Consider the following 26,040-nt stretch of genomic DNA (forward strand, 5'->3'; position numbering starts at 1 on the left):
TTACTTTCGGATGAAAACTGCACCCTCTACTAATAATTATTACTCATTTGGATAGGCTTAATAAGTTGTTGTTGGCAGTTGTTGCTCTAGTTTCATCAATGCTGCAACTCGCGCCTCTGTAGCAGGGTGACTGGAGAACAAGTTACCCATAAACTGTCCAGAGATAGAATTGATAATTAATAACGGCTCATAAGCTGGATTGGCATTTAAAGGCATCTGTCTTGCTGAGGCTTCCAAGCGCTGTAATGCTCTGGCTAAGGCGCGGGGATTACCAGTTAATCTAGCTGAACCTGCATCAGCAGAGAATTCTCGTGTACGCGAAATTGCTAACTGAATAATCGTCGCAGCCAATGGCGCAAGCATTACTGTTAATAAAACTCCCAAAGGATTTGCACCTCTGTTACCATCTCGTGAACCACCGCCAAACCATAAGCTGTAACTCACCATTTGGGCTAGGAATGAGATAGCACCGGCAACAGTAGCAGCAACGGCTTGTGTAAGGGTGTCACGATTAATAATGTGGGTGAGTTCGTGGGCGATAACGCCTTCGAGTTCATCCTCTGGCAATATATTCAAAATGCCTTCAGTGACAGCCACAGCAGCGTGTTCTGGATCGCGCCCTGTAGCAAAGGCGTTAGCACCTTGGCTTGGAACAATGTAAACTTTGGGCATGGGAATGTTCGCGCGATCGCTCAATTTCTGCACCATCCGATAAAGTCCTGGTGCTTCCCTTTCACTCACAGGCTGGGCGCGGTATACTGCCAGCGCAATTTTATCTGATTGATACCACGAAAACAGGTTTGTTACTGCTGCCAAGCCGATTCCAATTATCAAGCCACTACTACCGCCAATTACCCAGTAACTAATAGCTATCAAAAGCCCACTTAATGCAGCTAGCAAAGCAACCGTTTTCACTTGATTTCCCATATTTTCGCTCTCCTGCTAATGCTGTATAAATTTTCTAGAAAACAGCATTAATTAAGCTACATCTTGATTGTATCCAGCTAAACTTAGATATATGGTACAGAAAACCTATCAGATAAGTACGGTTTTCCTACTTAAATTTTATAAATAAAAATTTAGTTGTTTTTGATACGTGCTATTTTGATAAAATATATATTTATAGATAATAAAAAGACATCTATCTGTAGGAGTAAATTATTTATTAAGACAGAAATTAAGGAGTTATGGGATGAAACAACTACGTAAATTTGAACCGTTTACTAAATCATCGCTTCCAATTCTTCCAAAGCTTGAAAACTACCTACTTGCCAACTACGTTCCACGGCAGCAGGGATAATCTGAGTAATAGCTATGCATCTGCAAAATTAGGACTGGTGTCAGATTTTATATATTTCCCTTCTTTGAGCAAATAAATAGAAAGACTCCCGTTATCGTAAACCCATAGTTCTGGAACTGAATCTCAATAATTATCTATCAGGTTGCGGTGGATAATACAGCCCACCGTAACCTTTAGACTAATAGAATGAGTTTAACAAAAGCGATCGCCTTACACTTTAAACTTCTCGGCAATCCGCTTCATCGCCTCTTCGACATTCTCCCGGCTGTTAAACGCCGAAATGCGGAAGTAACCTTCACCCGCAGCACCAAAGCCAGAACCGGGTGTTCCTACAACGTTGACAGTTTGCAGCAACTTATCAAAGAATTCCCAGCTGGATAAACCATTAGGAGTTTTTACCCAGACATAAGGTGCATTCACGCCACCATAAACTGATAATCCGGCGGCTGTGAGTTTCTCGCGGATAATTTTGGCGTTTTCTAGATAGAAACTAACCAATCCTTTGATTTGTGCCTGTCCTTCTTCGGAGTAAACCGCTTCGGCTCCCCGTTGGACGATGTAAGAAACGCCATTAAATTTGGTGGACTGGCGGCGATTCCATAGTTTCCATAGTTCCACATCGGAACCATCAGCGGCTTTTCCTGTGAGTGTCTTCGGTACCACAGTTAACGCGCAACGAGTTCCTGTAAAACCTGCATTTTTGGAGAAAGAACGAAATTCGATCGCAACTTCTCTTGCACCTTCAATTTCATAAATTGAATGCGGAATCGACGGATCGGTAATATAAGCTTCGTAGGCTGCATCAAAGAAAATAATCGAGTTATTAGCTTTGGCATAGTCTACCCATGCTTTTAAATATTCCTTGGTTGCAGTTGCGCCAGTGGGGTTATTGGGAAAGCAGAGATAGATTAAATCTACTTTTTTTGAGGGAATTTCGGCGGTGAAGTTGTTATCAGCCGTAATTGGTAGATAAACTAAACCCTCAAACTCGCCTTTATCGTTGGCATCTCCCGTATTCCCCACCATCACGTTAGTGTCTACATATACGGGGTAAACGGGGTCAGTAACGGCAATTATATTGTCATGACCAAAGATTTCCAAAATATTGCCGGTGTCGCACTTGGAACCGTCGGAGATAAAGATTTCGGAAGCATCTATATTGGCTCCTCGTGCTTGGAAATCGTGAGTAGCAATTTTCTCCCGCAACCAAGCGTAGCCTTGCTCTGGCCCGTAGCCTTTAAAGGTATTGCGATCGCTCATCTCTTCCACAGCTTTAATCATAGCTGTGCGGCAAGCCTCCGGCAGAGGTTCGGTAACATCGCCAATGCCCAACCGGATGATTTTAGCATCAGGATTGGCTTCTGCAAAGGCATTCACCCGCCGAGCAATTTCTGGAAACAGATAACCCGCTTTCAGTTTCAGGTAGTTGTCGTTAATAGTTGCCATTATATAGATTATGAAAAACGCCCTCAAATAGCTTACTGCTAATTTATGAGGGCGATAACTTTGTTGTAGGGAGTGGGGAGTTAGGAGTGGAGAGTTAGGAATTTGGAGTTATAAGAATTCTTTCTCCCATGCCCCATGCCCAATTCCCAACTTAGACATTTACCGTTTGTTTATTGTCGGCTGATGTGTAACTGTTGCGATCGCTAATTCCAAACTGCGTGATTGATTCTTGTCCTGTAATTAATCTTGCTCCGCGATTACGGGTGAAATAGTTCCAGGCCCACTGAATTATTACTACTAATTTGTTGTCAAATTCAATTAAGAAGTAGATGTGAATCACCAGCCAAAACAACCACGCAAAGAAACCTTTCAGCTTGATAAAGCCCAAATCTACCACAGCAGAATTGTGCCCAATCATTGCTAAACTACCCCGATCAACATAAGAAAAGGGTGGCAAACTGTTACCTACAAGCCGCTGTTGGACTAGTGCTGCTACATATTCACCTTCTTGCTTGGCTACAGGTGCAACACCAGGTAGCGGCTTACCATTCTGATGAGAAAAATTTGCTAAGTCGCCAATTACAAAAATATTGGGATGTCCCTTAATACTCAAGTCAGGTTCGACAATAATCCGTCCAGCGCGATCGCACTCGGCACCTGCGTGTTCTGCTAGCACTTTTCCCATTGCTGAAGCTTTCACACCTGCTGCCCATAATACCGTTTTTGAGGCAATTTCTTTAACTTCATCGCCTTGTTTGAGGGTAACAATATCATTTTCAATATTCGTTACCAATGTTTTTGTCTGGACAACCACCCCCAAACGCGTCAGGGATGCTTCCGCTTCTTCTGATAACTCTGGTGCAAAGGGTGGCAGAATCCGATCCAGCCCTTCTAATAGCAAAATCTTGGCTTCCGATGTGTCGATGTTGCGGAAATCTTCTTTGAGAGTTTGATTTGCCAATTCTGCGATCGCGCCAGCTAACTCTACACCAGTAGGCCCACCACCAACAATTACAAAGGTTAGGCAAGCACGGCGTTTTTCTGGATCGGTTTCTTTTTCTGCGGCTTCAAACGCTGTAAAGATCCGGCGACGCATTTCTATGGCATCTTCTACAGTTTTCAAGCCTGGGGCGAATTCTTCCCAGTTGTCTTTGCCAAAGTAGGAATGCTTGGCACCTGTGGCGACAATTAACGTATCGTAAGGTATTGCTTCGCCACCCACAATCACTTCTTGCGCTTCTGGATCAATATTATGTACCTCTCCCAATAGCACTTTCGTATTCTTGCTCTTGCTTAATACAGAACGCAACGGCGAAGAAATATCCGCAGGAGATAGGGCACCTGTAGCAACTTGGTATAAGAGGGGTTGAAATAGATGAAAGTTACGTTTATCAATCAGAGTAACGTTGACGGCCGCATTGGCAAGTGTTTTGGCTGCATAAAGTCCACCAAAACCACCGCCAACAATAACTACTTGATGAGGTGGATTATTGTCAAGTAAATTTACCATAAGAAATATTATCCTGTATTCTGACTATTGTAACTATTCTTAACAAATTTGTATCAAACTTGTCATCATATATTTTGTATTGCTCTTTACATTTGATGAATGATTAAAGTAATTAAAACGACAGGAGAAACAGAAATTTTCAACATAGAAGTACAGACAGTAAGAGTTTGGAATCTTTAAATTAATCTTTGCTTATGTAAATTTATCAAAGGTTAATGTAGGATTTATGCAAATTCACTCAGAAGTATTTGATTCTGGTGTTTGTCTCAAACGTGGTGAATGAGTTCGCCGCCAACGGTTAAAGCCATAGACAAGAGCAACAAAAATTAACAAATAGGGACTGTAAACTATTAACCAAATACCCAGCTTGAGTAAGCCAACGGAAAATGAACTAAGGGAGTGGGTGGATTTGTTCCAAGTCTCCTGAACTTGCAAACCAAAGGCAGGTTGTGAAGTGGTGCTAGAAACTGCTGCTGCTAGGTTCAGCGTAATAGTGGAATATGCAACTTGATTTTGTAAGCTTTTCAGTTGGGCATTAATTTGTTCTATCGTTTGTCGAACATTACTTAATTCTTGGGCAACACTGAGGACATCTCTAACAGAACCCGCCCGATCCATAATTTTTTGCAAATTGGCTTCAGTTTTCTGCAAATTGGTTAATCTAGCTTGAAAATCTACCAAGCGATCGCCCACATCTTCAGCAGTGATATTACGACTCTCGACAGTGCCCAATTTAGCTAGTTGTTCTAGGGTAGGTTCTAGTCGGTTCTCTGGTATCCGCAATTGTATTGTTGCTGTGTGACGCGGGTTGTCGGTTTTGGGTTGTTGTTGTCTCAACCCGATCAAATCCCCTTGCTGTTTATTGATAATTTGCGAAACAGTATTAACAGTCTGATCTACAGAGTTGACAGTCAAAGAGATTGCTGCCTTTTTAATGAGTTGCGGACGAGAACGAACTATTGATGAAGCTTCCGCCTTTTGAGAAATACTGCTTTCACCAGCAGGTGCAGATGCTCGATTTGCCATCCCATCGGCGGCCATCTGAGGTAAAGCCGAACTTGTTGAGCGTTCAGAAGAAGCGCAACTGGTGAAAATCACCCCTCCTAATAATGCACTTATAAATAAAGCAGATGTGCGCGGGAATTTAGTCGAAGCGTACATAATCTACCCCCAGATGGATGAAGTTAACCCCAGTATTACTGAAGTAAAACTCAAAACCTGTATTGTTGCGATTTATGTAACAGGGTCAAAGTAATTCGTAATTCGTAATTCGTAATTACTAATGACGCTCTTTACGTTCGCGCAGTATGTTGCAGACAGACGCTGAGACGCTACGCGTAGCTTGCTTCTTTGCGGGAGGGGAGTACGTGGACTCTTTCTTTGGGCTGCGCTAACGTAATCACGTTATGGATGGGGATTTAGACCACACCCGTAACGGCACGACCCATAGAGTCTGAACCTTGGTTTAATTACGAATTACGTTAGCGCAGCGTTAGCGAGTCTTCGAGCGTCATTACGAATTACGAATTTTTAATGGTTGACAGTTCATCTGTGGTTACTCAATTTGAGGTACAATCGTAAGCCTGCCAATAAATGACGATGCTTGCTGACAGGAGATGCTTCTATGGCCCGGATGTACTATGACGAAGATGCCAATTTAGACCTTTTGGCTGGAAAAACTATTGCTATCATCGGCTATGGTTCTCAAGGTCATGCCCACGCTCTCAATCTCAAAGATAGTGGTTTGAATGTGATTGTGGGACTATATCCGGGTAGTAAGTCAGTAGCAAAAGCTGAAGCTGCTGGGTTAACTGTGAAAAATGTTGCAGATGCTGCCAATGCTGCTGATTTCATCATGATTTTGTTACCTGATGAAGTCCAAAAAACGATTTACAAAAACGAAATTGAACCCAATCTACAAGAAGGGAATGTGTTGGCTTTTGCCCACGGTTTCAATATTCACTTTGGGCAAGTTGTACCACCGGCTAACGTAGATGTGGTGATGGTAGCACCAAAAGGGCCAGGGCATTTAGTACGACGGACTTATGAACAGGGTGAAGGCGTACCAGCGTTGTTTGCAGTTTATCAAGATGCCAGTGGTCAGGCACGCGATCGCGCGATGTCTTATGCTAAAGGTGTCGGTGGTACTCGCGCGGGTATTCTCGAAACGACTTTCCGCGAAGAAACCGAAACTGATTTATTTGGCGAACAAGCAGTATTGTGCGGTGGTTTGAGTGCTTTAATTAAAGCCGGATTTGAAACTTTGGTAGAAGCTGGTTATCAACCAGAATTGGCTTATTTTGAATGTCTGCATGAAGTCAAGCTGATTGTTGACTTGGTTGTAGAAGGCGGTTTAGCCAAAATGCGCGACAGCATTTCTAACACAGCTGAATATGGCGATTATACCCGTGGGCCGCGGATTGTTACCGAACAAACCAAAGCTGAAATGCAGAAAATTCTCAGCGAAATTCAATCTGGGCAATTTGCACGAGAATTTGTTCTAGAAAACCAAGCTGGTAAACCAGGATTTACCGCCATGCGTCGTAAAGAAGCTGAACACAAAATTGAGGAAGTCGGCAAAGATTTACGCGCTATGTTTAGCTGGTTGAAAAAAGCTTAAGCAAAACAGAAAGCCAATATCTAGCGGTTATCTTATCGTTTACGTGAGGTAACCCGTAGGGGCACGGCATGCCGTACCCCTACATCTTGCTATCTAACGTTGTTCCGCATCTGAGTGGGAACCGCTATATGATGTCCATGAATTGTTAGCTGATAAATTACCACCCCATTGTTCCTGGGCTACCTTTAAATGGGCCGACAATATCAGCAGTAATCCATCCCCCATAAAAATCGCCGGGTTGAGACATAACTAGCTCATCATTTACATAGCAAGCATCCATTAAACTAGGGTAAAAAGCATAGTATTCTTGAATCGTTACAAAATCAGGTGTGGGTTCAATATATCGCCAAGCAGCGTTATTTATATACTTATCACCGATGCTGATATCATAATATTGACACTTACCTTTCCACTCACACCAAGTTTTTTTAGGTGTTTCTATCAGATATTCTAGTTTAATGTCTTCAGAAGGAAGGTAATAAACCGGAGGATGGCTAGTTTCTAAAACTCTTTTAGCTTTAGTTGTTTCTGCTAAAACAATACCATTACAAATTATCCGAATTGATTTGTTGCTATCTTCTAAGCGAGCCGGACGAGGATAATCCCAAACTGATTCTTGACCGGGTTCTGGTGGGATTCGATTTGGTCGCATTCTCAACAATCTCCTTTCAAATCTTGAACAATTCTAAAACCAGCGTGTTGATAAAAGTAGGGACGAAACCAGTTGCGATAGGTTGGTAATGCCATTGAACCATTAGTAGCCCAAGAACCACCGAGCATCATCTGATGTTTATCATCAAAAAACGGTGCTGCTTGATCTTCGTAAAGTGGATGAGGTTGAAATCCTGCTAGGGCGTTGAATGTGTCCCCTAACCATTCCCAGACGTTTCCTCTGAGATCGTAAAGTCCAGAAGCACTATTAGCTGGTTTGAACATTCCCACTGGGCTGGGGGAAATGAATTGTAAGTTGAGATTATAGTTAGTTGATAACTGGTTATCTTCAGAGATAAGTAAGGCTTGATTCCATTCGGCTTCAGTCATCAAGCGCATGTCTGAGCCTTGAAAGCGACAAAATGCGATCGCTTCGTAGTAATTGACTTCTACAGGCCAGTCTAGGGGTAAGTCTATTTCGTCGAATGTGGCTCGATAGCGGTAGCCATCTTGGAAGGGTATCCAGAATTTGGGATGTTGGACGTTGTAGAGTTGCAGCCAATCCCAAGATTCAGTATTCCAGTAGTCTGCATTGTTGTAACCACCAGCTTGAAAAAATTTCAGATATTCGCCGTTAGTGATGAGATATTGACTAGCTAAAAACGGTTTAACTTCAACAGTGCGATCGCCATATTCGCTATCCCAACCATAAGTAAGATCATCCTTGGGTTTTCCCAATTTCACCACACCACCTGGAACCCGGCGCATTTCATTATTGGGAATCTTCGCGTTGCTAGGTGCATAATTCCAGCCTTGGGGACGTTTTAGGCAATCAGTAGGCAATTGACGCACCAACATCGAAGAGGTTTCAAAGTGAATCCGACTATGTTCTATTCCCATCAGCAAAGCCCAGAAGGGATGCTGTTGATGAATCGGCAGATCCAGGGAAGTATTTTGAATAACTTTTGCGATCGCCTCTTTTGCCTTGTCTCGGTATTGCCAAACTTTTTCGACATCAGGCCAGCTAACCCCTTGCATAGCTGCGTCGAGTTCTGTTGGTGTTTGTGGATCAACTCCGATTTCAAATAGGGTTTCGTATTCTGAATTAATTCCAGCTTTGATTAAACCAACGCGAATTAATTTATTGATGAAAAAAACAGCGGAGTGACCAAGATAAAAAATTAGACGGTTTCTTAAAGGATCGGGGTTAAGATAAAAAGTTTCTTCCCCAACCAAACTTTTCATGAGTGTTTCTTCAAGTTCCCAAGAATTCTCAAAGTAGTTGAGCAGGCTTTGTGAACTGCAATCATTGAGTGTGGGGACTTGAGTTGATGTCAGTTTATTTATCGTTTGAACTAAAGGCATGATATTTTTGACAGAACATTCATCAGACAAATTACATAAACTACGACTTCTTATAAAAAAAAGTTTTGTTCATCATCTTTTGTCTTGTGTCGTTATGATCAAACAATCTGCTCAATTTGTAAATAGATAAAAGGTATAGTTTAAATTACTTTAATTACGGCTTGCCAAAATAATATAAATAATGTAGCAACGTTGCTCAACAGGTATAGGCGAGTTTAAAACATTTATTAACTGTCTTCTTGCTATCAAGTTAAGATTGCAACTAATTAGAGAAGCATACGGCGATGCCTTCACAGTAGGCATCGCGGATTTTAGATTTTATCTAATCTAAAATCCCAAATCGAGTTACCGATTCACCGCCGCAGCTTCCCGTGCTGCTGCTGCTTGATCTGGGTGGATACCCAAGCGAGTGAGATTAATCCGACCTTTGTTATCAATTTCGCGCACTTTGATAATCACTTCATCGCCCACCGCTACTTCATCCTCAACTTTGCCAACACGGTAGTCAGCTAGTTGTGAGATGTGGATCATCCCTTCTTTTCCAGGCAGGAATTCCACAAATGCACCTATCGGTATAATCCGAGTGATGCGTCCTGCGTAGACATCCCCTTCGTGTAACTTGCGGGTCATGCCTTGGATAATGTTTCTGGCTCTCTTGGCCTTGTTCTCATCCACAGCGGAAATTGTCACGGTGCCATCATCTTCGATGTCAATTTTTGCACCAGTTTCCTCCGTGATGCCCTTAATAGTCTTGCCTCCAGGCCCGATGACCAGACCAATCATGTCTGAATCAATCTTGATTGTTAACAGACGCGGGGCATAAGCTGATGTTTCAGTCCGCGGCGTATCAATGCAGGCAAGCATTTTCTCCAGAATGTGCAACCTGGCTGCTTTAGCTTGGTGAACGGCTTGGGAAATAACCTCCAATGACAAACCGGAGATTTTCATATCCATTTGCAAGGCGGTAATTCCGGTATCTGTACCAGCAACTTTGAAGTCCATATCGCCCAAAAAGTCTTCAATGCCCTGAATATCGGTGAGGATTCGCACTTCGTCCCCATCCTTAATCAGACCCATTGCTGCGCCACTGACGGGTTTGAGAATTGGTACACCAGCATCCATCAGGGCGAGGGTAGAACCACAAACTGAACCCATTGAGGTGGAACCGTTGGAGGAAAGTACTTCCGATACGATGCGAATCACGTAGGGAAATTGTTCTTTTGACGGTAGCACAGGTAGTAGCGCTCGTTCTGCTAATGCCCCGTGACCAATTTCGCGCCTTCCTGGGGCCCGCATTGGCTTGGTTTCTCCAACTGAGAAAGGCGGGAAGTTGTAATGGTGCAGGTAACGCTTGTGCTGATCTAGCTGCATGTCATCGTTCAGGTTTTGAGCATCCCCAGGTGTACCCAAAGTACAAGTGGATAATACCTGAGTTAGTTCCCGGTTAAATAAACCGCTACCGTGGACTCGCTTTGGTAAAACATCAACTAAACAAGAAACACGACGCACTTCATCGAGTTTACGACCATCAACGCGAACGTTATCTTCGATGATTTGCCGCCGCATGAAGTGTTTGGTAATATCTTTAAAAGTGTTACCAAGTGCCTTCTTATTTGCAGTTGCGGCAACTCGAATTGGGTCTTCTTCTGGCAGTTCGGTAATCGTCGCGGCAATTTCATCCTTGACGACATCTAAAGCTGCATCGCGTTGGGGTTTGGTGAAACTAAATTGAGACAAGATTTTTTTAATCTCGCCGCTAGCGCGATCGCGGATATAATTTTCCAGAGTCTGGTCTACTTCTGGTGGTGCTTCTTGCACTATTACCAAACCCAGTTCTGCGATTAAATCTTGCTGTGCTTTGATTAAGTCCCGCACTGCTTCATAACCAAAGTCAATCGCCTCGATAATATCTCGCTCTGGCAACTGATTGGCTCCCGCCTCCACCATGATTACGCCATGTGGTGAACCTGCTACTACCAGATCCAAGTCTCCAGCTTCAGTTTCTGCATAGGTGGGGTTAATAATGAAATCATCTCCCACTAAACCAACCCGCACTGCTGCCATTGGCCCATTAAAAGGAATTTGGGCAATTAGGGTAGCGATTGAAGCGCCTGTAACTGCTAACACATCGGGTGGAACTAACTCGTCCATCGACAGCGTTAAGGCAATAATTTGCAGGTCATCCCGTAGCCATGAAGGGAACAGGGGACGCATGGGGCGGTCTATAAGACGGCTAGTGAGAATTGTTTTTTCTGGTGGACGACCTTCTCGGCGCATGATCCCTCCGGGAATCCTACCAGCGGCATATAGCCTTTCTTCATAATCTACTGTGAGCGGAAGAAAATCAATGCCTTCTCTGGCTTGCGATCGCGTAGCCGTAACTAAAACGGATGTATCCCCTGATTCTATCAAAACTGACCCACCAGCCTGGGGAGCTAGTAGGCCTACTTTCAGTCGAATATCCCTTCCATCGAAGGATATTGACTTGTCAACTTCTGCCATTCAGTTTTTTTTCCTTCTCTTTCGCTATTCTCTTTCTGTGGCAATCCTAACATTTATGCACTATGACTGACTTCTAGTACATACAAAGATAACTGATGACTGATGACTGTTAACCGTCAACAGTTAACAAATCCAAAGTGCGATACATCATCAGCGCGTCTACTACTTCTTCATCCTCTAGCTTCGCCGCGCGCGGAATTCGCCCAATGATCTCAAATCCTAACGACTGCCAGAGTGTAATTGAAGGTATATTAGTTTCAAAGACCAAATTGAACATTACTGCTTCGTAGCCCAGGTTTGCTGCTATCAAGAGCATCGCCTCCCCCATAAACCGCCCAATCCCCTGACCGCGTAACTCAGGTTGTACAATAAAACCAGCGTTGCAAATATGGCAACACCGACCGGGAAAGTTTGGTTTTAAATAAAACGCCCCTAATATTTCTTTTGGCTTGTGTGTATCATCTTGAACAGATGTCCTGACAACAAAGGCATCCTTACTCAACCAGTAAGCTGAAAATTCTGCCTGAGATAGAGGTTGCTTTTGGGGATAAGTTTTACCTTCAACAATTACAACATTGAGTAATGTTCTTACAACCTCCTGTTCTTGAGGATGCATATAATCTAGTTCAACTATTATGCCGCTTTTTAAAACTTGAACAATAGGAAAATCCATTAATTAATAATATTTATGCGAATTGACTGCTGAAACAATTATTATATGCAACGATTGCCGTAAAAATATTTGGAAAGAATCTAAAAAGTAGAATATTGACGATTTAAATTCTTTAATTTTGGGAAAATCTAAGTAGTTATCAAATGGCGATTTTACACTGTAATTGGTTACTAAAAAATCAAAGTGGTTGTTTATTTATTTGGGGGGAAACTTGGCGATCGCCACGAGTGAATTTCGAGTTTAGTGGGTCTGGAGATATACCACTACATCCGTTGGCGATGACATCAGTTGAGTTGAGTGAGTGGTTGCGATCGCGAAGCGTCGCCTTTGGCGATTCGCAGAACATGGCAATTACCAACTTCATCCAGCAACCTCAAGTTGCGATGGCTACTACTGGGCGAACACGGAAAGCCGCCAGTGCCACTGAGATAAGTTTGCCAATACATTCGCAAATCGTTGCCCTACCAACTTATATCCCAGAAGATAGTAGTGAAGGAACAGCAGCGATTTTCCCTGTGCATTCTGCCAGCTTGGGGCTAGACACAGACTCCCCGCAATATCTACAACCGTGGCGAGTTGAAGGTTTTTGTCTCAAGCCCAGTGAAGCAGTAAAATTTCTCGCTGCTGTTCCCCTAAATGCTGCTAAAGGGGAAGATGCCTTTTTGGGTGGAGATTTACGTTTTTGGTCGCAGGTTGCCCGGTGGAATTTAGATTTAATCTCACGGTGTAAGTTTTTACCAACAATTGGGCGTCAATCAGATGGTGCATTTGCTGCTAAATGGCAAGTACTTTTAGACAGCGCTGTAGATGGAACCCGTCTAGAAAGATTTTCTGCGAATATGCCGTTGGTTTGTCGTACTTATCAGGAGGGAGTGGGGAGTGGGGACTGGGGATTGGGGACTGGGGAGGAGTTTTTTCAATCCCTATTTTATGTAAACTTTCCAGCCGAACCTCAAGAATTGTTGCTGGGATTTCTTAACAGTACGATAGATGCCCAAGTGCGAGAAATGGTGGGTTCTCAACCTCCAATTGAAGCTAAAGCGAGCGCATCTTTACCAGCTGCGGTGCGACAGTGGTTGCAAGCGTTAACTAGTACATCTCATACAGTTAATGCAAATACAATTGAAGTGGAACGACTGGAAGCGGCACTGAAAGCTTGGACTATGCCGCTACAATACCAATTAAATCTTAAAACTCTATTTCGTACCTGTTTTCAACTGCGTTCTCCAGAGTCTGGCGAAACAGAGTGGACATTGGCGTATTTCCTGCAAGCGGCTGATGATTCTGAGTTTTTGGTGGATGCGGCTACTATTTGGAACAATCCAGTTGAACGATTGGTTTACAAAAATCGGACAATTGAGCAACCACAGGAAACATTTTTGCGAGGTTTGGGGGTAGCTTCCAGATTATATCCAACAATAGTAGCCAGTTTTGAAACCGAATATCCCCAATTTTGTCGGATCACCCCTATGCAAGCTTATGAGTTTATCAAAGCTGTAGCTTGGAGGTTGGAAGACAGTGGTTTAGGAGTAATTTTGCCTCCCAGTTTAGCTAACCGCGAAGGATGGGCGAACCGTTTGGGTTTAAAAATTACTGCTGAAACCCCAAAGAAAAAGCAGGGACGTTTAGGCTTACAAAGTCTGCTGAATTTCCAATGGCAATTGGCAATTGGCGGACAAACTATTTCTAAAGCCGAGTTTGATAAACTTGTTGCTTTAAATAGTCCGCTAGTGGAAATTAACGGCGAGTGGGTGGAATTGCGGCCTCAAGACATTAAGACAGCCCAAACATTTTTTACTACTCGCAAAGATCAAATGGCGCTTTCCCTGGAAGATGCCTTGCGTTTCAGTACAGGGGATACCCAGGTAATTGAAAAGTTACCAGTGGTGAGCTTTGAGGCATCTGGGGCGTTGCAAGAGTTGATTGGGGCGCTAAACAATAATCAAGCGATCGCACCTTTGCCCACACCAACAGGCTTTAAAGGACAGTTGCGACCGTATCAAGAACGTGGTGCTGCTTGGCTGTCATTCTTAGAACGTTGGGGTTTGGGTGCATGTCTCGCAGACGATATGGGACTCGGTAAATGCGTAGCGAATGATACTCTAATAAATGTAAATGGACTGTTACGCACAGCCGAGACAATCTGGAAAACTCACGCTGGACAAGCAGAGTTTGACGGCGAAGGATTTTGGACTAACCCTACAGAGGGATTACTAGTTAATTCCATAGATGAAAAAACTGGCAAAATTGTCCAGGCTAATGTTAGGCGGTTGTATCGGCAGCAAGTCTGCGAAAAATTGCGAAAAATCACGCTAGAAGATGGTAGCAATATCACCATCACTCATCGTCACAAGCTGCTAACAAGTAAAGGTTGGACAAATAACTTACAGGTGGGTGATTACGTTTGTGTACCAGGTAAAACGCTTTGGAATGGGCAACCACAAGACCCTGATTTAGTCAAGTTTCTTGCTTGGCAGATTGCTGAAGGGCATGAACTACCCGATGTGGGAAGAGTCACAATATCCCAAAAAGACACCAAAGTATTAGAGGATTTACTCCAGATTTGCCAACGTATTAAAGAGCGCTATAACCTCAAAATTAATAGCCCTAATATATCTACCTTCCCTAACAGAGTTTCTGCTCTTCGAGTTAACAGCCAAGCCTATCGGGAATTCTTAGAAGCTAAAGGTTATGTTTGGGGTAAACTATCGGCAGAAAAATCTATTCCGCCCTTCATTATGCAGGCAGACTTGGATAGTGTGCGGATATTTTTACAAAACTATTTTGATGCTGAATCTGCTGTTGTTTTGAGTATGGGGAGTATTGAAATTGCTACAGCTTCAGCTTTACTAATTCAGCAACTTTCTGCACTGTTGCGGCGCTTCGGCATTTGGTTACGAATATCGCCCAAACTGAAGTGTGCCACTAATGGAACTCATACTTTACGCACTTACTATATTGGTGTAATTGGAGGTAATTCTGCCCGCAGATTTCTCCAAGAAATTGGTTTTAATAACTCAGATAAACAGAGCAAGTTAGAGCAAATTTGTCAATTGGTCAGCAACACAAATATTGAAGGAATTCCTGCTTCTGATATGGTTGCCCAAACAGTCATAGCAACGGGACTCCCATTGCGGCATTTTGGGATGCACAACACTGTTTACATTAATGGTTCACAGCAATTTTCTAGAGATAGTTTACAGCGAGTAATAGCTGGTATGAGCCGCATGATTAGTGGAGAAGCCCAAGAACAGTATCAGCTACTAAAACCTTCCAAGTGGACAACTCAAACCCTGACAGCATATAGCAACCTAGATGTAGAACTGTTGAGCTTAACAAGACAGTCTTTGCAATGTCTCCTCGATCAAGAGGTATTTTATTGTCGGATTGAATCTATAGAAGAGATAGATTATGAGGGATGGGTTTATGACTTTGAAGTTAGCGAACATCACAATTTTGTCGCTAACAATATTATTTGCCATAACACTGTCCAATTCATTGCTTTTCTGCTGCACTTAAAAGAACAGGACGCACTAGAAAATCCAACACTATTGGTTTGCCCGACTTCGGTTTTAGGCAACTGGGAACGGGAAGTCAATAAATTTGCACCCAGCCTGAAAATTTTGCAATATCACGGTGACAAACGTCCAAAAGGAAAAGCGTTTTTAGAAGCCGTAAAAAAACATGATTTAATTGTTACCAGCTACTCACTTCTTCATCGAGATATAAAGTCATTGCAAAGTGTATCTTGGCAGATAATAGTTTTAGATGAAGCCCAGAATGTGAAAAACCCAGAGGCGAAGCAGTCAAAAGCAGTGCGGGAATTAGAAGCGACATTTCGTATTGCATTAACGGGGACACCAGTAGAAAATAGGCTGCAAGAACTTTGGTCTATTTTAGATTTTCTCAATCCAGGGTATTTAGGCAATAAGCAATTTTTCCAGCGGCGGTTTGCCATGCCAATAGAAAAGTATGGTGATACTGCTTCTTTGACTCAGTTACGTTCATTAGTTCAACCATTTATACTGCGGCGATTGAAAAGCGATCGCGACATCATTCAAGATTTACCAGATAAGCAAGAAATGACCGTATTTTGCGGTCTGACTGGTGAACAAGCTGCACTTTATCAACAAGTTGTAGAACAATCTTTAGTAGATATAGAGTCTGCTGAAGGATTGCAACGCCGGGGGATGATTTTGGCTTTACTAATTAAACTCAAACAAATCTGCAATCATCCAGCCCAATATTTGAAACAGGCGACATTAGAGCAACACAATTCAGCCAAACTTCTGCGGCTAGAAGAAATGTTAGAAGAAGTTTTAGCTGAAGGCGATAGAGCTTTAATTTTCACACAATTTGCTGAGTGGGGTAAGTTACTGAAACCCTATTTAGAAAAACAGCTAGGGCGAGAAATATTCTTTTTATATGGCAGCACCAGCAAAAAACAACGGGAGGAAATGATCGACCGTTTCCAACACGATCCTCAAGGACCACCAATTATGATTCTTTCTCTGAAAGCGGGTGGAGTCGGACTTAATTTAACACGAGCAAATCATGTATTCCATTTTGATAGATGGTGGAATCCAGCCGTGGAAAATCAAGCCACAGACAGAGTATTTCGGATTGGTCAAACTCGGAATGTGCAAGTACATAAATTTGTCTGCACAGGCACTTTAGAAGAAAAAATTCATGACATGATTGAAAGTAAAAAACAACTGGCTGAACAAGTTGTAGGTGCTGGTGAAGAATGGTTAACCGAAATGGATACAGACCAACTTCGCAATTTACTATTGCTCGATCGCAGTGCAGTAATTGACGATGATGCAGAATAATTTCGTAGTAAGGACTTTAGTCCTTGATTTGAGCGCTAAAGCGCTTACTACAAACCTCACAAAATTAATAAGACAGATTACTAAGTTTTTAAATTAATTATGACTAATTACACATTACAAGCAAGCCGAGAATGGTGGTCACAACAATGGCTAGATTTGTTAGATTCCTATCGCTTTAAAAAACGTTTAGAACGTGCGAGAAACTATGCACGTCAAGGAAATGTTCTCAGTATCGAATTTAAAGGAGCAAAAGTATTAGCTAGGGTACAAGGTAGTGAAGTCGAACCTTATAAAGTTTCCCTCTCCCTTGAACCATTTACCGATGAACAGTGGGATTATGTAATTGAAACCATGTCCCAAAAAGCAATTTTTGCTGCCAAGCTACTAGCAGGAGAAATGCCACAAAATATAGAAGAAGTATTCACGGCTAATGGTCTTTCGATATTTCCTTTTACTCTTGGTGATGTCCACAGTAAATGCTCTTGTCCTGATAAAGCAAATCCCTGTAAACACATTGGTGCTTTGTACTATCAGTTAGGCGATCGCTTCAGTGAAGACCCTTTTGTACTATTTCAGCTGCGCGGACGCACCAAAGAGCAAATTATCAGCGATTTACGTCAATTACGTAGTGCCAAGATTCAACCATATACCACAGAAACGCACGATATTCAACAGCCAATTTCTAATAACAAATACTCGGTAAAAATTGATTCTTTCTGGCAATATAATGAGCCACTAGAGTCATCCTTGGTAGTGATTGCGCCTTCCACTAATGAGATGGTATTAGATGTATTAGGAGCAATCCCCCTAGCGAAAGAAGAGGAAAACGCAGTAAGTTCAACTTCAAGTGATGTGGTAATGAAGTATTTGAATACAATTTACAGAGATGTGAGCCAGAAGGCTTTTTTAGCAGCAATGAATGTGGGAGGAAGCTGATACTAATTCGTAATGACGCAATGCTCCTGCGTCGCTAACGCGGACTCGCTACCGCGGACTCGCTACCGCTACACTAACGTAATTCGTAATTCATAATTATGAACTAGGTTGGCTAGTTCAATATTTACCCACTTCCGCACTGCCTAACGAATTGTCCGTCTGCCATTTGCCCGATTTTTATCAATGAGTTTTGGCAGATATCGAATTGCTAAAGTAGGAAATACTAAACTGTTCTCTAACTCGACATATTCCCCATTTTGTAGGTGGTAAATCTTTAGTTCACCGGAGTCATAACACCAGAGTTCTGGTACTCCCAGCGCGAATTTATCACAAACAATAGAAAATCAATTCACATCACTTGATGTAAGACATTTTTTGATATATCATCAATTGAAATTTATGAGACTAAACAAAGTAAGTATAAATTAGCAATCATCAGGCTTCAAGCAATCAAAATTTTACACAGTAAAATCAACTCTTTACCCCTTTCAGTGGCTCAAGCTTGCCCATAAACAATCATTTTTGGTGATGTTTTCATCTTCAGTTGACATCAAAACCACGGTTTGAAACAACGCTAAAGCAATGGTTTCAACTCTTTGACGTTACAAAACTTTACAGTATGTCCCAATTTACACGTATCCCGGCTGTACCCCATACCCGCTTAACTTCTACATAATCATTGCCAGTCACGACATTATATATGTCTGGATTTGTCAAACGCTGCCACTCAGCAAAACCTATTCTGCTGGTGGAAATGTTTTAATAGCACGGTCATTAAATTACCATGCGTGACAATAATCGGAGTCTTAGTATCGTACAACAAAATTTTATTTACTACTGCAACTGCCCGTTGCATTGCGGCACGACTTGATTCACCACCTAACTCTCGAAAAAAAATCTGCAAGTATGATTATGATTTTATTTTTAAGTTGAGAGTAAAGGAAAGACATTTACCTCTTGGGATATATGTTTACTATACAAAAAACGCGAAACTGATATATAAAGATGTAGCGGAAGTGAGCTTTGAATCTTTTTTCTTTCGCCCTCCTTCCTATCTTCTCTCTAGTGGGCTTTGAATCTTTTTTCTTTCGCCCTCTCTCCTATCTTCTCTCCAGTGAATTGTTAAGTTCGCCAACAGTCGTCATGGGCGATCGCCCACCAGCACAAATGGAAATCTATTTCCAAGTCAGTATCTATAAGCTTTTTTCAATGTGAAAGCTATGCCCAGATAGAATTATACTCTTTTTTACCTTCGATTTTGTTTAAGTCCCGATATCGCTTTTAGTTTAAACTCTAACCCAAAACTTCTCAAAACGCTAAAACTCACAAAAGAAAAAAATGAAACTTTTAACGATTGATACCAAAAACAATTGTTACGTTATTGACGCTAATGCAATGAACCACCTGCAACAAGATGTTGCTAGCACTTTTACTTTGGAGAAAGGGACTTTTGATATAAGAATTACCAGTGGTCGCTATAGTTATGCTCAGAGCGAAACTGAAGGCGAACCTTTGGTTGTACTTTGGATATATGGGGCTGATGGCAGTACATTTATCAACAAAAACACAGGCACTGAAACAGGTGCAACTTGGACAACTTTAAACGGATACAACAAGAAGTTACAGTTGGAAGTCAAAGGGAAAACTGTTATTTGTGCTTTATTTTTTGATGTTAACAATAGTGATAACAAAGGATCGGTCAATCTTTTAGTTAGCAGCAATAAACCACATTTTAATCCTCAAACTATAACAGTTGACAGTAAGCAAAACTGTTATGTTCTTGATGAAAAACTTATATCCAATCTGAAGCAACCAAGTTCCAATTTTGTTGAATTGGAACCAGGCAATTACAAGATAAAGATTCGTGAAAGCAACGCTACTTATTGGTCTTCTGAGCAAAGATTTCGATTAGAGCCTTGGGCTTTGCTATGGATTAAAGATGGGAAATTTGTTTCTAATCTTACTGGTCTTGAAGTTAAAGAAACTTGGTGTTCGCTCAATGGATTACAAGACGAATTCATTTTAGAAGTTAAAGAAAAAACCACTATTTTAGGATTTTTCTTTGATACCTACAAAGAAGATAACAAAGGACAAGTTGTTCTAGAAATTAACACAGTGAGTCAGGCTGTAGTAACTACAGGCTATGGCAATCAGCCGAAACCGCCAGTAACAGGAGTGCCAGACGGTAATGTGAATGAAGAAGGCAATGTCACTGTTGTAAGCACTGGTGGTGGAACTAGCACTGGAGGAACAGGTTCTGCTATCAGTAGTGGAGGAGGTAGCTTCAGTGGAGAGAATGCTTTCAGCTTCAGTTTCGATCAAGATCAGATGGAGCGAATGTGGCAAGAGATGTCAGCCAGGCTCGAAAGCTCAGTAAGCGTAACGGCTCAAAAAGACGAAAATAAACAAGCCTACTGGGAAGGTCTTGAAAAATCGATACTCAAAGGCTATCAAAGCCAAGCTAAGCAACTTGCCATGCAGGTAGCACGGCTTGAGTTCATGATGCAGACTCTGATACAACAAACGGAGGTAAATTTTAACCAAAGCTTCCAAGGTTGGTCTAGTTACTTTAATAAAAATCTCAATGACTTGTTTATTACGAGAATTCCCAGAATAGTTAATGATCAGGTCCATCTGGCAATTACTGAACAAACCCAAGAAGTTAAAAACTTAGTAATTCAACAGATACAAACAGAACTCAATGAGCGTGTTGAGTCTGTAGTTAATCTGAAACTCACTAATCAAGCTCCAGAGATTAAGGCTTCAGTCGTTCAGCAAATGCAAACAGAACTGGAGCAACGGATAGAAAATGTCGTTAATGTCAAAATTGCTAATCAATCTCAAGAGATTAACACTCAAGTCATTAACCAGATATCAAATGACATTGACCAGCGCATTGAGAATGTGGTTAACGTCAAAATTGCTAATCAATCTCAACAGATCAGCAATCAAGTAACTCAGCAGATACAATTTGACATCGATCAGCGTATTGATAATGTCGTCACTCTGAAAATTTCTGATCACACCCAGGATGTCAAGAATCTTGTAATTCAGCAAATGCAAAGCTACATTGAGGAACGGATTGACAATGCAGTTAACATCAAAATTGCTAATCAAGCCCAAGACATTACCACTCAAGTGGTTCAGCAGATCCAAAGTAACATTGATAAGCGTATTGATGCGGTAGTTAACCTTAAAATCGCTAATCAAACCCAAAATATTAAGAGCCTGGTAGTCCAACAGATTGAAGCTGATTTCGATCAACGCATCAATTCTGTCGTTAACCAATCTACCAATAATAATGTTCAGTTAGTCGTTAATAATGTCGCCAACGAGCTTGATAATCGCATCAATGTCAACTTAGACAATAAAATTGTCAACTTCCGCAATGAAGTATCTATGCTCGTTAACAATGAGATTAACCAAAACTTCACGGAGTCTCTCAAAACGACGATTTTATCAGATATCAAAAAACAGCAGTTCTACATTGATATGCAGTCAATCAAAGCTGAGGTGGAGAACTTTTACGCCCGTTTAGGACAGTTTGAGAGTCAGTTATATTTTCATATTGAACAGGGTGATACCCAACTTTATAATTGGACTCTCGAACAACTTATTGCCCTTCAAGGTTGCTTAACCGATCGCCAAGCTCTGGTTGAGATTTTTGAGGTCTTCGCCAGTAACCTTAAAGACCAACTAAATGGTGCTGAATGTGTTCATCCTAATCGGTTTACCCCTTGGGTAAGAAGAACTTCGCAAGCACAATTTCAGCCTATGGAGCCTCAGCAAATGCCAAACGCTTAATTATCCCAACTACATATCTGACTTTTCACCCTACATTCCGCAGGTTAGTTAAGAGAGAAGATAATATTTTTGACAAGGAGCGCCAAAAAACTGGAGAATCCATTGCCTTTCATGAGTCTTTCATGAGTTTAGTTGGCAATTTGCTTTATTTGGGCGACGGGAACGGGGTCAAATGAGCAACGGTACAGATACGCTAATGCTGTAACCCTTACTGTACAAGCATTCTGCCAATCGATATTTTTGGCAATTCTCAATGTACCAATTAACCCATAGGCTATTTGGTGTAACAATTTAATACGGCTCATCTTGGGTTTGAAGCTCCTAAATTTCAGAGACTTCAATTGGTACAGTTTCATCCGTGGCGATGCCTGCGGCGGCAAGCTACGCAGTATTGAAAACAGCCTATTAATTCCTTAGCGAAACTTTCGGAATCACTGCTCATTTGACCCCTAAAAGCAGCTAGGATTTTAGCGTCTGGTTTAGCCTGATGAGCTTTTGACAGTTGATGAAATCAAGATTGTAAAATAAGCTTGTGAAAAGTGTTCTGTTGAAAAGAAGCGCCTTAACGCAAATTTCTCACAAACAATAAAAAATCGATTTATATGGACTGATATGAGACATTTTTTCGATACATCACCCATTCAAATTGACGTAGATAAATAAACTAAGTATAAATTAGTATTTCTCAAGCTAAAACAATTACTCCCGATGCTCTCCCAAGTCTTTTAGAAGATTTTCAAACTGTTTCCAGCTAATGTCGTAAGGCATTACTCGGTCTGCTCGATTCTTGGCGACTGTCATTGTTACCACCTCCAGAATGTTTTATTGCCCAAACTCAAGCCTAGCCTGTTCTACCAAATTCGCTGTCACAACCTCTTGGCCTGCTTCACGAGCCAGTTGTTCAATTCTGGCTTTAGCTTGAGAGCGGACAAAAAAGGGAATATTTTGTAACTTTTCTTTAGCTTCAGATGTCCATCGCAAAGCATCAATAAAATTGGAATCGCTCATAGTATTAATTACCGTTGGTAATTCGCTCAGTTTAATCAATAGATTACTAATTTTCTTATAAAAAAAGCCCTTGCTTTTACGCAAGAGCCACTAAATTATTTAATTGTCAGTGATGAAATAAACTTTACAGCCTAATCTAGGTCATCCATGAACATCACTGGCTCAGTTTCACGGTTAATTCCTTTCTCAAAACCACCAGCCGCCGCCCGTGCGCGACCAGCGTGCCACAAGTGACCAACTAAGAAGAAGAATCCTAGTACGAAGTGAGAAGTCGCCAACCAAGCGCGAGGAGATACGTAGTTGAAGGAGTTAATTTCGGTAGCCACACCACCCACGGAGTTCAAAGAACCCAAAGGAGCGTGGGTCATGTATTCAGCGGCGCGACGAGCTTGCCAAGGTTGAATATCATTCTTGATTTTTTCCAAGTCAAGACCATTGGGGCCACGTAGAGGCTCCAACCAAGGACCACGGAAATCCCAGAAGCGCATGGTTTCACCACCGAAGATGATTTCACCAGTTGGAGAGCGCATTAGGTATTTACCTAGACCTGTAGGGCCTTGGGCAGAACCGACGTTAGCACCTAAGCGTTGGTCACGAATCAAGAAGGTCAAAGCTTGAGCTTGAGAAGCTTCTGGACCGGTAGGACCGTAGAATTCGCTGGGGTAAACGGTGTTGTTAAACCAAACATAGATGGAGGCAATGAAGCCCATCAACGACAGAGCGCCCAAGCTGTAGGAGAGATAAGCCTCACCAGACCAGATGGATGCACGACGTGACCAAGCAAAAGGCTTGGTAAGAATGTGGAAAATACCGCCAGCAATACAGATGAAGGCAATCCAAATGTGACCACCGACGACATCTTCCAAGTTATCGACGCTGACAATCCAGCCTTCCCCACCGAAGGGAGACTTGATTACATAACCGAAGATAACCGCTGGGTTTAATGTCGGATTGGTAATAACACGAACATCACCACCGCCTGGTGCCCAGGTGTCATACAAACCACCAAAGAACATTGCCTTTAGCACCAACAGCAGGGCACCGCATCCCAAAATAATGAGGTGGAACCCGATGATGTTGGTCATCTTGTTCTTGTCTTTCCAGTCGTAACCAAAGAAAGAAGAGTATTCTTCTAAGGTCTCTGGGCCACGAACGGCATGATAGATACCGCCAAAGCCAAGGACGGCTGAAGAAATTAGGTGGAGTACACCGACAACAAAGTAGGGGAAGGTGTCGATAACTTCACCACCAGGACCAACACCCCAACCCTGAGTGGCGAGGTGAGGTAACAGGATCAAGCCCTGCTCGTACATGGGCTTTTCAGGAATGAAGTGAGCGACTTCAAACAAGGTCATCGCTCCAGCCCAGAATACAATCAAACCAGCGTGGGCAACGTGAGCACCCAGTAGTTTGCCAGATAGATTGATTAAACGCGCGTTACCAGACCACCAGGCAAACCCAGTGGATTCTTGGTCGCGTCCAGTGCCGCCTAAGATACTTGGTCTATTAGAGAGCGTTACCACGTGGTAATACCTCCTCAGGGAATACAAATTGTTCGTGGGGTTGATCTTGAGGAGCCATCCAAGCGCGGATACCCTCGTTCAGCAAAATGTTTTTGGTATAGAAGGTTTCAAACTCAGGGTCTTCCGCCGCCCGCAATTCTTGGGAGACGAAATCATAAGCCCGCAGGTTGAGTGCTAAACCGACGATGCCGACGGCGCTCATCCACAAGCCTGTGACTGGCACGAACAACATAAAGAAGTGCAACCAGCGCTTGTTAGAGAAAGCAATCCCGAAAATCTGTGACCAGAAACGGTTTGCCGTCACCATTGAGTAGGTTTCTTCAGACTGGGTTGGATTGAAGGCGCGGAAGGTGTTAGCACCATCACCGTCTTCAAACAAGGTATTTTCGACTGTGGCTCCGTGAATGGCGCACAAAAGAGCACCACCTAATACACCCGCAACACCCATCATGTGGAAGGGGTTGAGTGTCCAGTTGTGGAAGCCTTGCAGGAATAGCAGGAACCGGAAAATTGCTGCCACGCCAAAGCTGGGTGCAAAGAACCAGCTTGATTGTCCCAAGGGGTACATCAGGAATACGCTGACGAATACCGCAATGGGAGCGGAGAAGGCCAGGGCGTTGTAAGGACGGATACCTACTAGACGCGCAATTTCAAATTGCCGCAACATGAAGCCAATCAAACCGAAGGCTCCGTGCAGGGCGACGAATGGCCACAAACCACCCAATTGGAACCAACGGGTGAGGTTGCCTTGGGCTTCTGGTCCCCATAACAGCAATAGGGAATGTCCCATGCTGTCGGCGGGGGTGGATACTGCCACTGTCAGGAAGTTAGCACCTTCTAGATAGGAGGAGGCTAATCCGTGCGTGTACCAAGAGGTGACGAAGGTGGTACCGGTCAGCCAACCGCCTAGTGCTAGGAAGGCGCAGGGGAACAATAGTATCCCTGACCAACCTACGAATACGAAGCGATCGCGCTTGAGCCAGTCGTCTAGAACGTCAAACCACCCTCTACTGGGGGCGCGTCCAACTGCGATGGTCATCGGACTAAAATCCTCTTTTTTTACTTAAATTGCAACGTTTCTAAGGCAGTGCGGAGAGTCAGTGTAACCGACTGCCGTGAGGAATTAACGTTTTTTTTTGACAATCTCAACAGCATGAAAGCAACTGAGATTCTGAGAGCTTGCTGATTAATTAAATCAGCATTTCTCTTTCTTTATGCCATTACACGTACCATCGGCTAGTAATCTAGCTTGTGGTAACTTAATGATTCTTAACTTATCACACTAGTCAGGGTTTTTGCCTGATACACAGAAGCAAATCAGGTATGAAACACGAACCTTATAAATAATATGAATATCAGAAATTTTACAATTTGACACAACTTTTCTCAGAAATCTAACAAAATTTAGTCAAGATGGACGTAGCTGGGTAACTCATTCCCAAGATGTGAAAAACAGGCAGGGAAAGGGGAGCAGAGTGGAAAGGGAGAAAGAATTTTTGTCAGCGATTGAGTAAAGAAATTATATAACGTGCTCTAGCAAATTATATGGGTAGCAAGAACTAGGGAGAAGCGCAGTTGAATTTTTGTCAACAATGTTTGGTAAAATGTGGATGGTTACTTCACCGCCACGGTCGTTGATACACCTCTCGAAAAACTATGTGAAACGTTAGACAACGGGAAAGAAAGTTGGCAAATCTTGACTAATACAAATAGCCTAAGTGGTTTGTCCCATAGTGCAAGCAAGCCATCATCATCCGGGACAGTAAAATTTGTAGGGTACAGGGTAAAAATTTATAGTCTGCGGTAAAGTATCCCGTGGACTTAAAATATAGCTCTCAATGCCTCCTAAGCAATCGCCGGATTGGCACAG

17 protein-coding genes are annotated in these 26,040 nt (G+C 42.5%); 4 read left to right on the forward strand and 13 right to left on the reverse strand.

The window, feature by feature from the left end; all coding sequences use genetic code 11:
* Positions 1-57 precede the first annotated feature (57 nt).
* The 4 genes from ACEYW6_RS18730 to ACEYW6_RS18745 form a co-directional block, all read right to left on the reverse strand.
* A complete protein-coding gene (locus ACEYW6_RS18730; protein ID WP_412980916.1) occupies positions 58-927 on the reverse strand; it encodes a zinc metalloprotease HtpX in 870 nt (289 codons plus the stop codon).
* Positions 928-1,510: 583 nt separating this feature from the next.
* Positions 1,511-2,746, reverse strand: coding sequence for an LL-diaminopimelate aminotransferase (locus tag ACEYW6_RS18735; RefSeq protein WP_412980917.1), 1,236 nt, complete (start codon positions 2,744-2,746; stop codon positions 1,511-1,513).
* Between the two features lie 151 nt (positions 2,747-2,897).
* Positions 2,898-4,256: an NAD(P)/FAD-dependent oxidoreductase gene (locus ACEYW6_RS18740; RefSeq protein WP_412980918.1), complete on the reverse strand. Its 1,359-nt coding sequence runs from the start codon at positions 4,254-4,256 to the stop codon at positions 2,898-2,900.
* Positions 4,257-4,490: 234 nt separating this feature from the next.
* The gene (locus tag ACEYW6_RS18745) at positions 4,491-5,417 is read right to left on the reverse strand and encodes a DUF4349 domain-containing protein (protein ID WP_412980919.1); all 927 of its coding nucleotides are present in this window, start codon (positions 5,415-5,417) and stop codon (positions 4,491-4,493) included.
* Positions 5,418-5,880: 463 nt separating this feature from the next.
* Here ACEYW6_RS18745 and ilvC point away from each other — a divergent pair, with 463 nt between their 5' ends.
* Positions 5,881-6,876 (forward strand): ketol-acid reductoisomerase, encoded by a 996-nt coding sequence (gene ilvC, locus ACEYW6_RS18750; protein ID WP_412980920.1) that lies wholly within the window; start codon positions 5,881-5,883, stop codon positions 6,874-6,876.
* A gap of 157 nt (positions 6,877-7,033) precedes the next feature.
* On the opposite strand, the gene ACEYW6_RS18755 is transcribed toward ilvC, so the two are convergent.
* The 4 genes from ACEYW6_RS18755 to ACEYW6_RS18770 all read right to left on the reverse strand — a co-directional run bounded on the left by ACEYW6_RS18755 (position 7,034) and on the right by ACEYW6_RS18770 (position 12,067).
* Positions 7,034-7,528, reverse strand: coding sequence for a DUF427 domain-containing protein (locus ACEYW6_RS18755; RefSeq protein WP_196511080.1), 495 nt, complete (start codon positions 7,526-7,528; stop codon positions 7,034-7,036).
* Positions 7,529-7,530: 2 nt separating this feature from the next.
* Complete coding sequence (gene ovoA / locus ACEYW6_RS18760) at positions 7,531-8,892, reverse strand: 5-histidylcysteine sulfoxide synthase (RefSeq protein ID WP_412980921.1); 1,362 nt, start codon at positions 8,890-8,892, stop codon at positions 7,531-7,533.
* A gap of 345 nt (positions 8,893-9,237) precedes the next feature.
* Positions 9,238-11,394, reverse strand: coding sequence for a polyribonucleotide nucleotidyltransferase (locus ACEYW6_RS18765; RefSeq protein ID WP_190894819.1), 2,157 nt, complete (start codon positions 11,392-11,394; stop codon positions 9,238-9,240).
* A 109-nt stretch (positions 11,395-11,503) separates the two neighbouring features.
* Positions 11,504-12,067 (reverse strand): N-acetyltransferase family protein, encoded by a 564-nt coding sequence (locus tag ACEYW6_RS18770; RefSeq protein WP_412980922.1) that lies wholly within the window; start codon positions 12,065-12,067, stop codon positions 11,504-11,506.
* Positions 12,068-12,210: 143 nt separating this feature from the next.
* Here ACEYW6_RS18770 and ACEYW6_RS18775 point away from each other — a divergent pair, with 143 nt between their 5' ends.
* Positions 12,211-16,899 (forward strand): SNF2-related protein, encoded by a 4,689-nt coding sequence (locus ACEYW6_RS18775; RefSeq protein WP_412980923.1) that lies wholly within the window; start codon positions 12,211-12,213, stop codon positions 16,897-16,899.
* Between the two features lie 99 nt (positions 16,900-16,998).
* The gene (locus tag ACEYW6_RS18780; protein WP_412980924.1) at positions 16,999-17,835 is read left to right on the forward strand and encodes an SWIM zinc finger family protein; all 837 of its coding nucleotides are present in this window, start codon (positions 16,999-17,001) and stop codon (positions 17,833-17,835) included.
* A 727-nt stretch (positions 17,836-18,562) separates the two neighbouring features.
* On the opposite strand, the gene ACEYW6_RS18785 is transcribed toward ACEYW6_RS18780, so the two are convergent.
* Entirely contained in the window at positions 18,563-18,691 is a 129-nt protein-coding gene (locus ACEYW6_RS18785; protein WP_412980959.1) for a hypothetical protein, read from the reverse strand.
* A gap of 482 nt (positions 18,692-19,173) precedes the next feature.
* Here ACEYW6_RS18785 and ACEYW6_RS18790 point away from each other — a divergent pair, with 482 nt between their 5' ends.
* Positions 19,174-21,639 (forward strand): hypothetical protein, encoded by a 2,466-nt coding sequence (locus ACEYW6_RS18790; RefSeq protein ID WP_412980925.1) that lies wholly within the window; start codon positions 19,174-19,176, stop codon positions 21,637-21,639.
* A 128-nt stretch (positions 21,640-21,767) separates the two neighbouring features.
* Here ACEYW6_RS18790 and ACEYW6_RS18795 read toward each other — a convergent pair whose 3' ends face one another.
* From ACEYW6_RS18795 to psbD, 4 genes are all read right to left on the reverse strand, one after another.
* The gene (locus tag ACEYW6_RS18795; protein WP_412980926.1) at positions 21,768-21,944 is read right to left on the reverse strand and encodes a hypothetical protein; all 177 of its coding nucleotides are present in this window, start codon (positions 21,942-21,944) and stop codon (positions 21,768-21,770) included.
* Between the two features lie 517 nt (positions 21,945-22,461).
* Entirely contained in the window at positions 22,462-22,647 is a 186-nt protein-coding gene (locus ACEYW6_RS18800) for a PCP reductase family protein (protein ID WP_190914277.1), read from the reverse strand.
* Between the two features lie 131 nt (positions 22,648-22,778).
* Complete coding sequence (psbC, locus tag ACEYW6_RS18805) at positions 22,779-24,170, reverse strand: photosystem II reaction center protein CP43 (RefSeq protein ID WP_412980927.1); 1,392 nt, start codon at positions 24,168-24,170, stop codon at positions 22,779-22,781.
* Positions 24,154-25,209 carry a photosystem II D2 protein (photosystem q(a) protein) gene (gene psbD, locus ACEYW6_RS18810; RefSeq protein WP_179066789.1) on the reverse strand — a complete coding sequence of 352 codons (1,056 nt, stop codon included), beginning with the start codon at positions 25,207-25,209 and terminating at the stop codon, positions 24,154-24,156. Before psbD ends, psbC begins: the two co-directional genes overlap by 17 nt.
* Positions 25,210-26,040: the final 831 nt, after the last annotated feature.

Origin of the sequence: Nostoc sp. UIC 10607 (genome assembly GCF_047228265.1) — a bacterium.
Lineage (GTDB): Bacteria > Cyanobacteriota > Cyanobacteriia > Cyanobacteriales > Nostocaceae > Nostoc > Nostoc foliaceum_A.

What these genes read in the sequence shown, in the direction of transcription:
- ACEYW6_RS18730 (WP_412980916.1), bottom strand. Translation starts at nt 927, where the DNA reads ATGGGAAATCAAGTGAAAACGGTTGCTTTGCTAGCTGCATTAAGTGGG.
- ACEYW6_RS18735 (WP_412980917.1), bottom strand. Translation starts at nt 2,746, where the DNA reads ATGGCAACTATTAACGACAACTACCTGAAACTGAAAGCGGGTTATCTG.
- ACEYW6_RS18740 (WP_412980918.1), bottom strand. Translation starts at nt 4,256, where the DNA reads ATGGTAAATTTACTTGACAATAATCCACCTCATCAAGTAGTTATTGTT.
- ACEYW6_RS18745 (WP_412980919.1), bottom strand. Translation starts at nt 5,417, where the DNA reads ATGTACGCTTCGACTAAATTCCCGCGCACATCTGCTTTATTTATAAGT.
- ilvC (WP_412980920.1), top strand. Translation starts at nt 5,881, where the DNA reads ATGGCCCGGATGTACTATGACGAAGATGCCAATTTAGACCTTTTGGCT.
- ACEYW6_RS18755 (WP_196511080.1), bottom strand. Translation starts at nt 7,528, where the DNA reads ATGCGACCAAATCGAATCCCACCAGAACCCGGTCAAGAATCAGTTTGG.
- ovoA (WP_412980921.1), bottom strand. Translation starts at nt 8,892, where the DNA reads ATGCCTTTAGTTCAAACGATAAATAAACTGACATCAACTCAAGTCCCC.
- ACEYW6_RS18765 (WP_190894819.1), bottom strand. Translation starts at nt 11,394, where the DNA reads ATGGCAGAAGTTGACAAGTCAATATCCTTCGATGGAAGGGATATTCGA.
- ACEYW6_RS18770 (WP_412980922.1), bottom strand. Translation starts at nt 12,067, where the DNA reads ATGGATTTTCCTATTGTTCAAGTTTTAAAAAGCGGCATAATAGTTGAA.
- ACEYW6_RS18775 (WP_412980923.1), top strand. Translation starts at nt 12,211, where the DNA reads ATGGCGATTTTACACTGTAATTGGTTACTAAAAAATCAAAGTGGTTGT.
- ACEYW6_RS18780 (WP_412980924.1), top strand. Translation starts at nt 16,999, where the DNA reads ATGACTAATTACACATTACAAGCAAGCCGAGAATGGTGGTCACAACAA.
- ACEYW6_RS18785 (WP_412980959.1), bottom strand. Translation starts at nt 18,691, where the DNA reads ATGCAACGGGCAGTTGCAGTAGTAAATAAAATTTTGTTGTACGATACT.
- ACEYW6_RS18790 (WP_412980925.1), top strand. Translation starts at nt 19,174, where the DNA reads ATGAAACTTTTAACGATTGATACCAAAAACAATTGTTACGTTATTGAC.
- ACEYW6_RS18795 (WP_412980926.1), bottom strand. Translation starts at nt 21,944, where the DNA reads ATGAGCCGTATTAAATTGTTACACCAAATAGCCTATGGGTTAATTGGT.
- ACEYW6_RS18800 (WP_190914277.1), bottom strand. Translation starts at nt 22,647, where the DNA reads ATGAGCGATTCCAATTTTATTGATGCTTTGCGATGGACATCTGAAGCT.
- psbD (WP_179066789.1), bottom strand. Translation starts at nt 25,209, where the DNA reads ATGACCATCGCAGTTGGACGCGCCCCCAGTAGAGGGTGGTTTGACGTT.